The organism is Phyllobacterium ifriqiyense, assembly GCF_030817885.1.
GTDB classification, from domain to species: domain Bacteria; phylum Pseudomonadota; class Alphaproteobacteria; order Rhizobiales; family Rhizobiaceae; genus Phyllobacterium; species Phyllobacterium ifriqiyense.
The window spans coordinates 1,989,735-2,002,995 of sequence record NZ_JAUSZT010000003.1 but is presented as its reverse complement, the minus strand read 5'-3'; the positions used below and the strand labels follow the sequence as shown (position 1 = coordinate 2,002,995).

Below are 13,261 nucleotides of genomic sequence, written 5' to 3'. Positions count from 1 at the left end.
GGCGAACAGCACTTGGAACTAAGCGGAATTATGGCAATAAGCCTTTATTTTCCTTTGGTTTTTGCTGATGCCTGCGCCGCGGCAAGCCGGGCAATCGGCACCCGGAACGGTGAACAGGAAACATAGTCCAGTCCTACCTGATCGCAAAAATGGATCGATGCCGGATCGCCGCCGTGCTCCCCGCAAATTCCAAGTTTTATGTTTGGCCGGGTTGCCCTGCCTTTTTCCGCGGCCAGCTTCACCAGTTCGCCTACGCCATCCACGTCAATCGACACAAATGGGTCCTGCTCAATGATACCCTTGAGCTGGTAAGTCATCAGGAACGAAGATGCATCATCGCGGGATATTCCGAACGTCGTCTGGGTCAAGTCATTGGTTCCAAACGAGAAAAACTCGGCAGCCTCCGCAATTGAATTGGCACGGATCGCGGCTCGTGGCAGTTCGATCATCGTACCCACAAGGTAACTGATCTTGATTTCAGTCTCCTTCATCACATCCGCCGCAACCGCATCGATCCGCGCTTTCACAAAATCCAATTCAGCTCGAAGACCGACGAGCGGCACCATGATTTCCAGCTCGACCGGTGCGCCAGTCAATTTGGCAGCTTCCACCGCCGCTTCGAATATGGCGCGGGATTGCATCTCGGCAATTTCCGGGTAGGAAATTGCCAAACGGCAACCGCGATGTCCCAGCATGGGATTGAATTCATGTAAGGATTCTGTTCGCTCCCGTAATTTGTCGGAGCTGATCTTCATGGCTGCCGCGACTTCGGCGATTTCCTCGTCTGTCTTCGGCAGGAACTCGTGAAGTGGTGGATCAAGCAGGCGAATCGTTACGGGCAGGCCGTGCATAATTTCAAATAACTCAATGAAATCAGCGCGTTGCATTGGCAGCAGCTTATCCAGAGCAGCGCGTCGGCCCTTCTCGCTTTCTGCCAAAATCATTTCGCGCATGGCAATAATGCGCTCGCCTTCAAAGAACATATGCTCCGTTCGGCATAGGCCGATCCCCTCGGCGCCAAAGGAACGCGCCGTACGGGCATCATTGGGAGTTTCGGCATTGGCGCGCACTTTCATGCGGCGAGCACCATCTGCCCATTCCATGATCTTGCCAAAATCGCCCGACAATTCAGGTTGAAGCATTGGCACAGCGCCCTTCAAAACCTGACCGATTCCCCCGTCAATCGTAATGATATCGCCCTTTTTGAGGGTAACGCCCATAGCGAGCAGTGTCTCGTTTCGATAGTCAACACGAAGCGCCCCAGCGCCTGAAACGCAGGGTTTCCCCATGCCGCGCGCCACCACGGCAGCATGACTTGTCATGCCGCCGCGTGTGGTCAGAATTGCTTCTGCAGCATGCATGCCGTGAATGTCTTCAGGGCTGGTTTCAATACGGACCAAAATGGCCTTGCGGCCCTCTGACTTCAATTGTTCCGCATCTTCCGACGAGAAGACAATCTCACCAGTAGCCGCGCCAGGCGATGCGGGAAGACCCGTTCCGATAACTTCGCGCTTAGCCTTCGGGTCGATTGTCGGGTGCAGCAATTGATCCAAAGATGCAGGCTCAATGCGCAAAACAGCCTCATCGCGGGATATCAAACCCTCATCCGCCATCTCAACTGCAATCTTCAGCGCAGCCTTGGCGGTGCGCTTGCCGGATCGCGTCTGCAACATCCACAATTTACCATTTTCAATAGTAAATTCAAGGTCTTGCATGTCCGTGTAGTGTTTCTCAAGCTTGTCCGAAACAGCGCAGAATTCGGCAAATGCTGCCGGCATGATCTTTTCCAGAGAAGGTTTGTCAGAACCCGCAGCGATGCGTGCTTCCTCGGTAATATTTTGCGGGGTGCGGATACCTGCCACGACATCTTCGCCCTGTGCATTAACCAGGAATTCGCCGTAGAGCTTCTTTTCGCCCGTAGACGGATTGCGCGTGAAGGCTACGCCAGTAGCGGATTTATCGCCCATATTGCCAAATACCATGGCTTGGACGCTGACAGCCGTACCCCAGCTTTCAGGTATGTTATGCAAACGCCGGTAGGTGACGGCCCGCGCATTCATCCAGCTTGAAAAGACCGCGCCAATAGCGCCCCAAAGCTGCTGTTCAGGGTCTTGAGGAAAAGGCTCTTCCAGCTCTTCCTCGATCTTGGCCTTGTACTGCGCAACGACATTTTTCCAATCGTCGGCAGTCAGCGCAGTGTCGACATCGTGGCCCAAATTGGCCTTGGCATCCTCGAGTATCTCTTCAAAAACTGAATGATCCAGCCCCATGACAACATCAGAATACATCTGAATAAAGCGGCGATAGCTGTCATAGGCAAACCTTGGGTCGCCTGTTTCCTGGGCAATTGCTTCCACGGTTTCGTCATTGAGCCCGAGATTAAGGACCGTATCCATCATTCCAGGCATGGAGGCGCGTGAGCCGGAACGCACTGAAACCAGAAGCGGCTTCTTGCTGTCCCCAATGGTACGACCGGTTACACTGGCAATATGCTCCAGCGCCTGTCCGACTTCCTTGGCAAGCGTGTCCGGATAGCTGCGCTCATGCTCATAGAACCAGCTGCAAACTTCCGAAGTGATTGTAAATCCGGGGGGAACCGGCAAGCCCAGCGAACACATTTCGGCAAGATTTGCGCCTTTTCCTCCGAGAAGATTGCGATCTCCCGCCGAACCTTCTGCCTTGCCATCCCCAAAAGTATAAACCCATTTTACCATTGCAGCCTCCCATGCCGCTAACGCTTCATTGAGGTCTACGCGATGAATGCGGAAATCGCCAGCGCCAAATGCTGCATTGCAGCATTCAAATCGATTAGCAGGGTAAATCCGCGTTAAGTCTTGAAATGTTTAGTCATTTACGCAGCTTAGCTTGCTTCCCGCAACTGCTCTGCAGTCTGAAGATCGACTGAAACCAGTTGGCTAACGCCTTGCTCTGCCATCGTCACCCCGAACAACCGGTTCATGCGGGCCATGGTGATCGGATTGTGGGTGATGACCACAAAACGAGTATCGGTCGACGCCGCCATTTCATCCATCAGATTACAGAAACGCTCGACATTATGGTCGTCGAGCGGTGCATCAACCTCATCCAGCACACAGATTGGAGCTGGGTTCGTCAAAAATACCGCGAAGATCAAGGCCATGGCTGTCAGCGCCTGTTCGCCACCAGATAGAAGCGTCATCGTTTGCGGCTTCTTTCCTGGGGGCCGAGCAAGAATTTCGAGCCCAGCTTCCAGCGGATCATCAGACTCGATGAGTTGCAATTCCGCTGTTCCACCACCGAAAAGATGGGTGAAAAGCCGCTTGAACTGCACATTGACCACTTCAAATGCTGCCAAAAGACGCTCCCGTCCTTCGCGATTTAGGCTCTGGATGGCCTGGCGCAGCTTCTTTACGGCCTCGATAATATCTTCGCGCTCATTGATGATTGCTTCAAGCCGAACAGACAGTTCTTCCTGTTCTTCTTCGGCTCGCAAGTTCACGGCGCCCAATCGTTCGCGTTCGATTTTCAACCGCTCAAGATTGCGTTCGGTCACGTCGACGTCGGGCAGCGGGTCGTCTGGACCAAGCCCAGTCAATTTCATCGCCTCGTGCGGTGCGCAATTGAGCGCTTCGAAAATGCGCGCTTCCGTGTCCTTACGGCGCTCCTGTGCCGCTGACAGACGTTCTTCAGCCCGCGCCCTGCCTTCCCGAGCAGTGGCCAGCGACTGGATGGCTTCTGTTGCGGCCCGGTCAAGTTCCTGCTGTCTGGCCTCCGCTACAGCCAGTTTATCGCCCGCGCTTTTACGCAGCTCTTCGGCTTCGGAGAGTTGCGAAAGCAGAGCGCGGTTACGCTCGGCGATTTCTTCGGGGGCATCGGCGAGATTCGCGGCTTCCCGCTCCGCTTCCAGACGCCGTTCCCCAAGCGACTTTATCTGACGATCCGCATTCTCCGCGCGGGTAATCCAGCTTTTACGCTCAAGCCCGATCGACTCGAGACGGCGTATCCGGGCTTCCGCTTCACGTCTTAGCCCATCATAAATGGCGCGGGTTTCCGCAAGAGTTGCACGGTCCAGCGTAACCTCGGCGGTTAACGCAGCAAGACGGCGATTCAACTCTTCGACATCAGCGGCATTCTCAAGACGCATCTGCGTTTCGACCAACTGTTCCTGTGTCTCTTCAAGCGTTTCGCTCAGGCGGGACTTTCCTTCATCAAGTGCGGCACGCCGGCTGAACAGCTGGCCCGAAGCTCGCTCCGCCGCCGCCAAGGCCTCACGCGCATCATTCAAAGACCGTTGCGTGGAACGCCAGTGGTCGCGGGTAGTGCGTTCATTCTCAACGGCATCACGGACAGCTTTTTCCGCTTCGGCGATAGCCGATTCAGCAACGCGCAACTGCTTTGTCGCTTCAACAACCTCAAGATCAAGCTCTGCCAGCCGATTTTTCTGCGCCAGTCGTTGAGCTGCCGGTGTAGGAGCGTCGGCGCTTGCCGTATATCCGTCCCAGCGCCATAGATCGCCGGAAGGGCTTACAAGCCGCTGTCCCGGTTTTAATTGCGCCTGCAGCCGCCCCCCGCCTGTTTCATCGACAAGCCCGATCTGGGCAAGTCTACGGGCCAATTGCCTTGGTGCACGAACAACTTCAGCCAACGACCTGACCCCTGCCGGTAGCGCTGGATCGTCTATTGTTGTTGCAATTTCGCCCCAGAAAACAGGTGCGGAAATATCAATCGGGGCGTCCAGATCTTCACCAAGCGCTGCCCCAAGTGCTGTTTCGTAGCCCTTTTCGACTTTGATGGCCTCCACAATCGCTGGAAACAGGTCGGAAGCCGCTGCATTGATCATCTTGGCCAAAGTATTGGCTTCAGTTTCGGCGCGTCCTAGATTGCTGCGTGCTTCTTGCAAAGGTTGCCGCAACGTCGCTTCCTTTTGGCGCGCTGTCTCTACCGCTGCTTCTGAAGCAAATGTCGCCTCCTCAGCCTGAGCAAAAATCGCTTCCGCTTCTTCGACAAGTCTTTGTTTTTCAACCGGGTCAGCCAAGGTTGAAATTTGCGTCGCAACAGAATTTAGCTCCTGCTCGACATCACCTATTTGCCGCAAAAGACGATCACGGCGCTCGGTTATTTCGCGCAGGTTGCGTTCAATCTGCGCCCTCTCCGCTGCAGCCTCAGCGCGCTCGGCAGTAATTTTTGCGAGCGCTGCTTCACTTTCCTTAAGCTTTGCTTCGGCACGTTCAAAATCGGCCCGCGTTTGCAGTTCACGTGTTCCAGCATTGGCATTTTCGTCGGTGAGCGACTGCTCTTCCGTGATGAGGCGCTCCAGCACGTCATCATTGTCGCTTATCATCTGCTCTTCACGAGCAATGTCAGCAGTGAATTGCTGTAGTCGCTTCTCAATTTCTGTCTGGCGGGCACGAATGCGCTCACCTTCCTCTTGCAATTGTGATCTGGCGATTGTCAGGCGCTGCAGTATAGCGGCCGCCTTTGCCTCTGCCTCACGCAGATCAGGTAGATGATGAGCGCCGATAGCCTGCTCTTTGGCAGCATTCATCTGGCGCTGCGCCTGTTCACCAACGCCGGATGTTGCGACAGCCAAAGCTGATTGCGCTTCGCCTTCCTGAGTTTTAGCGACAGACCATTTCAGGTGCAGCAAAATTGCTTCAGAACGTCTTATATCGGCTGAAAGGCTCTTGAAGCGGTTTGCTTGGCGCGATTGCCGCCTCAAGCTTTCAATCTGCGTCTCAAGCTCGCCAACGACATCTTCCAGACGCTCAAGGTTCTGCTCCGCAGCCCGCAAGCGCAATTCTGCTTCGTGACGACGCGTATGCAAGCCGGAAATGCCTGCGGCTTCTTCCAATAGCGCGCGCCGCGCCTGAGGCTTGGCTTGGATCAGTTCACCAATACGACCCTGCCCCACCATGGAGGGCGAACGCGCACCAGTCGACTGATCTGCGAAGAGCAGTTGCACATCCTTGGCACGGGCATCCTTGCCGTTAATGCGATAGACAGATCCGGCCTCGCGCTCGATACGGCGTGAAACCTGTAGTTCATCTGCATTATTGAAAGCCGAGGGTGCAGTACGGTCTTGATTATCGAGGAAAAGCGTTACTTCAGCTGTATTGCGCGAAGGCCTCGTCCCCGATCCCGAAAAAATGACATCATCCATGCCGGAGGCGCGCATATTCTTATATGAGCTTTCGCCCATAACCCAGCGCAGCGCCTCGACGAGATTGGATTTGCCGCAGCCATTGGGGCCGACAACACCGGTCAGCCCGCTTTCAATGACGAATTCGGCAGGCTCAACGAAAGACTTGAAACCCAGGAGGCGGAGTTTGGTAAAGCGCATCAGAGGCCCTTTCCAAAAACAATGCCCAGAATCGAAACGGCGGACGCAATTTCGCGCCCGCCGGAAATTTGATCGCGGGTATTAGAGCAGGCCGTCAATGATCGCTGACATTTCGTCAACCGATAGGGCTCCCGAATACTTGGCACCATTGATAAAAAAGGTTGGAGTTGAATCCACACCGAATTCTTTGGCACCGCGCTCACGCACAGCATTCACATCATCCAGAAGCTTTTGGTTCGTCAAGCAAGCTTTGAATGACTCCTGTGTAAAACCGGCCAATTTGGAGATTTGAAGCAGTGGTTCCTCGGCATTTGCTGCCGCAGCCCACTGTTCCTGCTGTTTGAACAACACTTCTACCATTGGATAGTAGCGATCTTCCGGTGCGCAACGTGCCAGCATAAAGGCTGCAGCAGCGCGCGGATCAAACGGAAATTCGCGCAGGATCAACTTGGCCTTGCCGGTATCAATGTACTTTTCCTTGATAGTCGGCAGAGTGGTGGTGGAGAAATGCGCGCAATGCGGGCAAGTCATCGAAGCATATTCGATGATTGTTACGGGCGCATCGGCCTTGCCGAGAACCATGTCCTTCAAACCGCTTGCTGCAACAAGCTTGGCCTCGTCTACCTTACCCGTCGAGGCTGGTACTTTTACGTCCTTGGGTGCCGCAGCTTCCTGCGCCCATGCGCCCGTACCCGCCGTTAAAGCAATGGCTGCTGTAGAAATAGCCGCAAGGCCCAGGATTTTTCTGCGATTCAACAATTCAGTCATCAGGGTCACCAGTCTCCGGCGTTGATCATGCATTACAAAGTATTGCAGCGTTAAAGCTCGATGGCAGTCTCTTTAAGGCAGCTTTACCATTCTGTCTTTGAATTTTTCGTGATGAGAATGCAATCCCGTCTCAACGTCTGTTCTTTTCAGCATGAATGCTTTGACCAAGTTTTTGCAGCGCTTCGCGGAGATTTTCATCCTCAATATTCTCCACCGAATGACTGATCTTGGCGCGCGTAGTAGCATCAACAGGAGGAAGCTCACGGCGCTTTACAATAGGCAGTGCCACAGGCTTTTGCTCAATTTTGATACGTCCGACTGCTGCAAAGCCGAGAAAGGCGTTGACGCGGCTGATAATCTCACCGGTTTCATGGCTCATCCGCATCGCAGTAAAACCCTGGCAAGCAATAATCAACGTTGCAGGCTGGAACGGATCATCCTCATGCGCCCTACGGGGCCAGAGCAGCTTTAGCGGGCGTGATTGTTGGCCGAGATCTGGTCCAACGACTTCTTCCCATGACTGCACGAGTTCTATGGTGATCCCGGCGCGCTTGCGAAGGACAGGATCAAGAATGCCTGCTGCAGGATCGGCAAGGGGCCAAAAACCCTTTTTGCTGCGATCATTAGTCATGAAAACAAGTCATATACGAATAATTCATCGGCCATTATAGCCGCGAAACCACTCAACGAACAATGGAAGGCCATCCTCAAGCGCCATGGTGGGCGCAAATCCAAGATCACGCGAGGCCAATTCAATGTCGGCATAGGTGCGGACCACGTCGGCAGCCGGCATTGATTCGAATTTCTTGATAGCTTCCCGGCCACAAGCCTGCTCGATGATTTCTATGAAGCGCATAAGCGCAACAGGCTTGTTATTACCCAAATTATAGATGGGCGCGGTTTCATTCGGATGAGATAATATCCGGCGGACAGCGCCATATACACCATTGACGATATCATCAATGAACGTGAAGTCGCGCTCCATATTGCCGTGATTATAAACTTTGATCGGCTCTCCCCGCAAAATTGCATCGGTAAAGAGCCATGGAGCCATGTCAGGCCGGCCATAGGGCCCATAGACCGTAAAGAAGCGCAGTCCGGTCGAATTTACATTGTGGACACGTTTGTAGGAGTGAGCGAGTAGTTCCGCCGAGCGCTTGGTGGCCGCGTAGACAGAAACCGGTTGGTCAACGGGATCATTTTCAGCAAACGGTACCTTTTTGTTCGCGCCGTACACCGACGACGAACTGGCATAGACAATGGGCGGGCATTTGGTCATTTTGCGGGCTTGTTCAAAGATAGTCACCTGGCCCTGAACATTCGCATCGACGTAAACTGCCGGATTTTCAACCGAATAGCGCACCCCGGCCTGCGCTGCCAGATGTACTATGATATCCGCGTCAAGATCATGGGCTATCGCTGAAGCCAGCTCTTGCGGGTCGGCAATATTAGCCTGTACAAACCGATTACCCCGCCTGCCCTGTAGAACAGAAAGACGGGTCTCTTTGAGCGCAACAGGGTAATAATCATTGAGATTGTCGATCGCGAGAACGTCAAATCCCTCACTTACGAGACGGCTCGCCACGTGAAATCCGATAAACCCCGCCGCACCCGTTACAATTGCCTTCATTTAATAGATTTTCTCACTCAACTTGTTCGTTCGCCCAGGGCAATTTTATCGGTTTCCGCCAGTTCAGCTGTTTGCGAAACCGAGAGATAGACCGCTTCTCCCGCGATCCAGCAAAGCACTATCGTGAGATAAACGAACACCGCATCAGTTGCATCATGACCAAACATGATCCCGAATGTACCGGTAACCACATAACTGGTTACAAGCAGAAGTGAAATGGCAATTGCAATGTCACGACCAGGTCCACGTTTTTTTCGAAAAGCGGCGATAAGTGGCGCAGCTAACAGCGCCAATACCCCTAACAGGCCGACAATTCCTCCATCAACAGCAGCGTTTAAAAAGCCATTGTGAACATGCGTAAACAACAGTTTTTTCCCTCCGGGCACATCCAGAGCGCTATTCACCTTCTCCATGCGATTTTGGGGGCCATAACCCATCAAGGGCGCTTGGAGAAAGGCTTTCATTCCCCCTTCCCATAAAAGCATACGGGCCTTTAAAGAGCTTATCTCGTTTGGCTTTTCATCGAGCAAGGAAATATCCGATTCCAGCGCGTGATAACGCTCTTTTACCTTCAGTCCGGCAATGGCAAGCACAGCGACAATAAGAATGGCCAAGACCACCTTGATCGATCTACTGACTACTGGGAGTTCCTGACCACGCAAATACCAGAACAGGATCACAAAATTGAACGGCATGACGAGCCACGCGGATCGGGTACCCGAAAGGAATGCGCACAGAAGTCCACATGCAAACCCCGCAACCGCTATTATACGCTCCGTTTTGCTCTCTGAATGCGCGTTTAAAAGCGAAATACTGCCAAACAATACGGTAAACAGTCCGAAGACAGCGGCATTACCTGCACCACCTTCCGCTCGAATGTCGAGAAAAACGGCCTGTATGATGCTGAAAACCAAAGACCCGATCATTCCAAGCCCGGCACCGGTGATCAAAAACGGGATCAAGCGCCCCGAGATGCTAACGCGAAGCCTCGGAATGACGAACCAGATTGCCAGGAAAGGTATCATCTTCAACAGGAACGTCTTGTCATCTGATGCATTGGGGTGCATGACGACTGACAATACGGTCGTCAAAACAAACAATGTCACGCATGACGCGACTATTTTGTCGGTGCGTGTGAGTTCAAATGGAAAGCGCTTCACGGCAAGTGAGATTAATGCCCAAGCGAACGCGCAAACCAATATTACTGAAGTTCCACTTGCGAGAAGTCCTGGAAAAAGCGCAAAAATAAAAGTGAAAATACGATTGTTGCGATCAATCCCCACATAATGCCCCTTTGAAGGGATCAGTAGCGCCTTGGTCAACTGCTCTGGAAACATGACGGTTCCGAATATGACTGAAACTGGCACAATCAGCCAATTTATGAATAACGTATTTCTACCCTGTAACGCAGTTTGTGATTGATGCAACCCATAACGACAAAACTGGTAAAATGGTATGATGCCCACCACAGGATTTTGCCGTGGCGGATTTCCCCAAGTGAACGATCACAAGGGAAAATAGCAGATCCTTATCGCATCTGGCTGTCAGAAATCATGCTGCAACAGACAACTGTTGAAGCGGTAAAGCCATATTTCAACGCCTTTACAAAAAAATGGCCGACGGTTGCCCGTCTCGCCGCCGCCAGTCAGGACGATGTGCTAAGGGCTTGGGCTGGCCTCGGCTATTATTCCAGAGCACGCAATCTGAAAAAATGTGCCGACATCGTTTCCAATCTTTATGATGGCCGATTTCCAAGTGAAACTCCCGATCTGAAAGCTCTGCCGGGAATAGGTGATTATACTGCTGCGGCTATCGCATCCATTGCATTCGATAGGCCTGTGGCCGTTGTCGACGGAAACGTGGAACGTGTCATCACACGGCTTTACGCCATAACCACCCCTCTCCCTTCGGCCAAACCAGCAATACGAGCAAAGATGCAGGCGCTTACCCCGAGCGAACGACCGGGCGATTTTGCGCAAGCCATGATGGATCTCGGAGCAGGCATATGCACCCCAAAACGACCGGCATGCATTATTTGTCCTGTCAATGATAATTGCCAGGCACTGAAAACAGGAGAGCCGGAGCTCTTTCCGGTGAAAGCTCCTAAGAAGGATAAGCCTGTTCGCCTTGGAGCCGCGTTCGTCGCCATTTCTTCCGACAATGAAATCTATCTTCAAAGCCGAGCGGAAACAGGACTGCTGGGTGGCATGGCCCAAGTGCCAACAACGGCGTGGACGGCACGGATTGATGGAGATACCCGAATCGACGCAGCGCCTTTTCCCGCGGATTGGACACCAACAGGTAAAATTACGCATGTTTTCACGCATTTCGAACTGCGTTTAAGCATCTACAAGGCTGATGGTATCGCGGCCCGTCCAGGTGTTGGCGGCTGGTGGGTGAAAGTCGAAAATCTTCATCAAGAGGCGTTGCCGACGGTCATGAAAAAGGCCATTGCTGCTGCCATCCCAGACGCTTTTACGAAAAGAAGGAAACCGGAATGACGCCCGTCAAGCATATCGTATTCGACATTGGTATGGTTCTCATCGGCTACGAGCCGGATGTCGCATTTCGCGAGCTAATTCCGGATGCAGCTGAGCGGAAATGGTTTCTCGAAAACGTCTGTACAAGTGCGTGGAATATTGAACAAGACCGCGGCAGAAAATGGCCCGAAGCCGAGGCCCTGTTGATCGCAGAATATCCTGACCATGAACATAATATTCGAGCGTTCAGGCAAAACTGGCACATGATGATCACTCATTCCATTGATGGCAGCGTTGAAATAATGCGCAAACTTATTGCCGATGGCCATGACGTTACAATGCTTACGAATTTTGCTTCGGACACATTGCGTGAGGCGTGGGAACGCTTTCCGTTTCTCACCGAAAGCCGCGGCGTTACGATTTCAGGTGATATTGGCCTCATCAAGCCTGATAGGGCCATTTACGATCACCACGTCAAAACATTTGGTGTCGATCCAGCTGCAACATTATTCATTGACGATAGCCCGAAGAACGTTGTTGGCGCGCAAGCGGCGGGCTGGCAGTCGATACAGTTTATCGACCCTGATACGTTGAGAACTGATCTTAACAAACTCGGCATTCAGGTCTGATTTTATCTCACCTTGGAACAAAACAAAACGCCCGAGGCCAAGCCTCGGGCGTTGGTGTATCGGAACGGCGCTGGAGATCACCGCCGATCAGATTCCTCAAGCTCCGGCGGAAAGCATCCCGCTACGAACCTGCTTGCGCAGTTCATCGATAGGCTTCAGCGAGCCTTCATCCTCGTAGTGCCAGAAAGTCCAACCATTGCAGGCGTCGAATCCCTGCACTTTCGCACCCATGCGGTGGATAGACCCTGCATCGCCGCCTGTTGTGATAGTGCCGTCAGCCCGAACAATGGCAGCATGACGTCCGCGTGCATCGCTCAAGATCGCGCCAGGCCTTAACATGCCGGACTCGACAATGCTCCCGAACGCGACCCGGGGCTCGGCACGCTTGCTTGTCATCACTGTCAGTTCAGCGCCTGCCAGCGGCTCCACAGAATCGATCCGAGCTGTCGCAGCGTCGATATACTTTTGCTCACGCTCGATCCCGACGAAGTGCCGTCCGAGACGTTTTGCAACCGCGCCGGTTGTTCCAGAACCGAAGAACGGATCGAGAATGATATCACCGGGCTTCGATGACGCCATAAGTATCCTAGCAAGGAGGGCTTCAGGTTTCTGCGTCGGGTGAATTTTGTCGCCATTCTCATCTTTAAGACGCTCTCCCCCTGTGCAAATCGGGAAAAGCCAGTCCGATCGCATTTGCAGATCGTCATTGGCTGCCTTCATGGCCTCATAATTGAATGTGTAGCCTTTCGCCTTCTGATCACGCGATGCCCAAATCATGGTTTCATGGGCGTTCTGGAATCGGCGTCCACGAAAATTGGGCATCGGGTTGTTCTTGCGCCAGACTATATCGTTGAGCATCCAGAATCCGAGATCCTGCATGCTTGCGCCAACGCGGAAAATATTGTGGTAAGAGCCGATCACCCAAATCGTGCCATTAGGCTTCAAGACGCGGCGGCAGGCCAGTAACCAGGCTCTGGTGAACGCATCATAGGCCTGAAAACTCTCAAATTGATCCCAATGATCGTTGACAGCATCCACTTTGGATTGATCCGGTCGATGGAGATCACCTTCAAGCTGCAGATTGTAAGGCGGATCGGCGAAGATCACATCAATCGAATGATCGGGCAACCGGTTGAGGGCTGCAACGCAATCCCCCTTGAGAATCGTATCAAGCCAGGACGCTTGCGGTGCGGACTGGGGAAGTTCATTCACGCGACGGACAACAGACATGGGATACTCGATTACTGGAGACGCTTTACTGATCCTTATGGTTACCGCGTAGGGTAAATATCGCGTTAAGAGCAGGTAGATCATGAGTTGACCGAAGAGCTTTTCTTTGACGCATGGCCGATAAGGGTGTAGTCGATGCCCGTAATCCCCCCAATTGACCCGAGGCGTGCATTATTTGCCGCACACTATTCCGGACAGGTATTAT

General features: G+C 52.9%; 9 protein-coding genes. 2 read left to right on the top strand and 7 right to left on the bottom strand.

Translation table 11 applies throughout. The features are described 5' to 3' along the window. Nucleotides 1–44 precede the first annotated feature (44 nt). The 6 genes from ppdK to QFZ34_RS17330 form a co-directional block, all read right to left on the bottom strand. Nucleotides 45–2,714, bottom strand: coding sequence for a pyruvate, phosphate dikinase (gene ppdK / locus QFZ34_RS17355; protein ID WP_307283387.1), 2,670 nt, complete (start codon nucleotides 2,712–2,714; stop codon nucleotides 45–47). 146 nt (nucleotides 2,715–2,860) lie between these two features. After that, the gene (smc, locus tag QFZ34_RS17350; RefSeq protein WP_307283384.1) at nucleotides 2,861–6,319 is read right to left on the bottom strand and encodes a chromosome segregation protein SMC; all 3,459 of its coding nucleotides are present in this window, start codon (nucleotides 6,317–6,319) and stop codon (nucleotides 2,861–2,863) included. Nucleotides 6,320–6,400: 81 nt separating this feature from the next. Next, the gene (locus tag QFZ34_RS17345; RefSeq protein ID WP_115052070.1) at nucleotides 6,401–7,087 is read right to left on the bottom strand and encodes a DsbA family protein; all 687 of its coding nucleotides are present in this window, start codon (nucleotides 7,085–7,087) and stop codon (nucleotides 6,401–6,403) included. Nucleotides 7,088–7,217: 130 nt separating this feature from the next. Further along, nucleotides 7,218–7,718 (bottom strand): DUF721 domain-containing protein, encoded by a 501-nt coding sequence (locus tag QFZ34_RS17340; protein ID WP_307283381.1) that lies wholly within the window; start codon nucleotides 7,716–7,718, stop codon nucleotides 7,218–7,220. Between the two features lie 24 nt (nucleotides 7,719–7,742). After that, entirely contained in the window at nucleotides 7,743–8,717 is a 975-nt protein-coding gene (locus tag QFZ34_RS17335) for an NAD-dependent epimerase/dehydratase family protein (protein WP_307283378.1), read from the bottom strand. A 17-nt stretch (nucleotides 8,718–8,734) separates the two neighbouring features. After that, the gene (locus tag QFZ34_RS17330; protein WP_115052076.1) at nucleotides 8,735–10,054 is read right to left on the bottom strand and encodes an O-antigen ligase family protein; all 1,320 of its coding nucleotides are present in this window, start codon (nucleotides 10,052–10,054) and stop codon (nucleotides 8,735–8,737) included. A gap of 84 nt (nucleotides 10,055–10,138) precedes the next feature. On the opposite strand from QFZ34_RS17330, the gene mutY reads away from it, so the two are divergent. Continuing rightward, the gene (gene mutY, locus QFZ34_RS17325) at nucleotides 10,139–11,218 is read left to right on the top strand and encodes an A/G-specific adenine glycosylase (protein ID WP_307286435.1); all 1,080 of its coding nucleotides are present in this window, start codon (nucleotides 10,139–10,141) and stop codon (nucleotides 11,216–11,218) included. Continuing rightward, nucleotides 11,215–11,826: an HAD family hydrolase gene (locus QFZ34_RS17320; RefSeq protein ID WP_115052079.1), complete on the top strand. Its 612-nt coding sequence runs from the start codon at nucleotides 11,215–11,217 to the stop codon at nucleotides 11,824–11,826. Before mutY ends, QFZ34_RS17320 begins: the two co-directional genes overlap by 4 nt. 96 nt (nucleotides 11,827–11,922) lie before the next feature. Here the strand turns inward: QFZ34_RS17320 and QFZ34_RS17315 are convergent, their stop codons facing one another. Beyond that, nucleotides 11,923–13,056 (bottom strand): site-specific DNA-methyltransferase, encoded by a 1,134-nt coding sequence (locus QFZ34_RS17315; RefSeq protein WP_115052081.1) that lies wholly within the window; start codon nucleotides 13,054–13,056, stop codon nucleotides 11,923–11,925. Nucleotides 13,057–13,261: the final 205 nt, after the last annotated feature.

Bases quoted from the DNA above. Each gene is read 5' to 3' on its own strand.
- ppdK (WP_307283387.1), bottom strand. From the start codon at position 2,714: ATGGTAAAATGGGTTTATACTTTTGGGGATGGCAAGGCAGAAGGTTCG.
- smc (WP_307283384.1), bottom strand. From the start codon at position 6,319: ATGCGCTTTACCAAACTCCGCCTCCTGGGTTTCAAGTCTTTCGTTGAG.
- QFZ34_RS17345 (WP_115052070.1), bottom strand. From the start codon at position 7,087: ATGACTGAATTGTTGAATCGCAGAAAAATCCTGGGCCTTGCGGCTATT.
- QFZ34_RS17340 (WP_307283381.1), bottom strand. From the start codon at position 7,718: ATGACTAATGATCGCAGCAAAAAGGGTTTTTGGCCCCTTGCCGATCCT.
- QFZ34_RS17335 (WP_307283378.1), bottom strand. From the start codon at position 8,717: ATGAAGGCAATTGTAACGGGTGCGGCGGGGTTTATCGGATTTCACGTG.
- QFZ34_RS17330 (WP_115052076.1), bottom strand. From the start codon at position 10,054: ATGTTTCCAGAGCAGTTGACCAAGGCGCTACTGATCCCTTCAAAGGGG.
- mutY (WP_307286435.1), top strand. From the start codon at position 10,139: ATGCAACCCATAACGACAAAACTGGTAAAATGGTATGATGCCCACCAC.
- QFZ34_RS17320 (WP_115052079.1), top strand. From the start codon at position 11,215: ATGACGCCCGTCAAGCATATCGTATTCGACATTGGTATGGTTCTCATC.
- QFZ34_RS17315 (WP_115052081.1), bottom strand. From the start codon at position 13,056: ATGTCTGTTGTCCGTCGCGTGAATGAACTTCCCCAGTCCGCACCGCAA.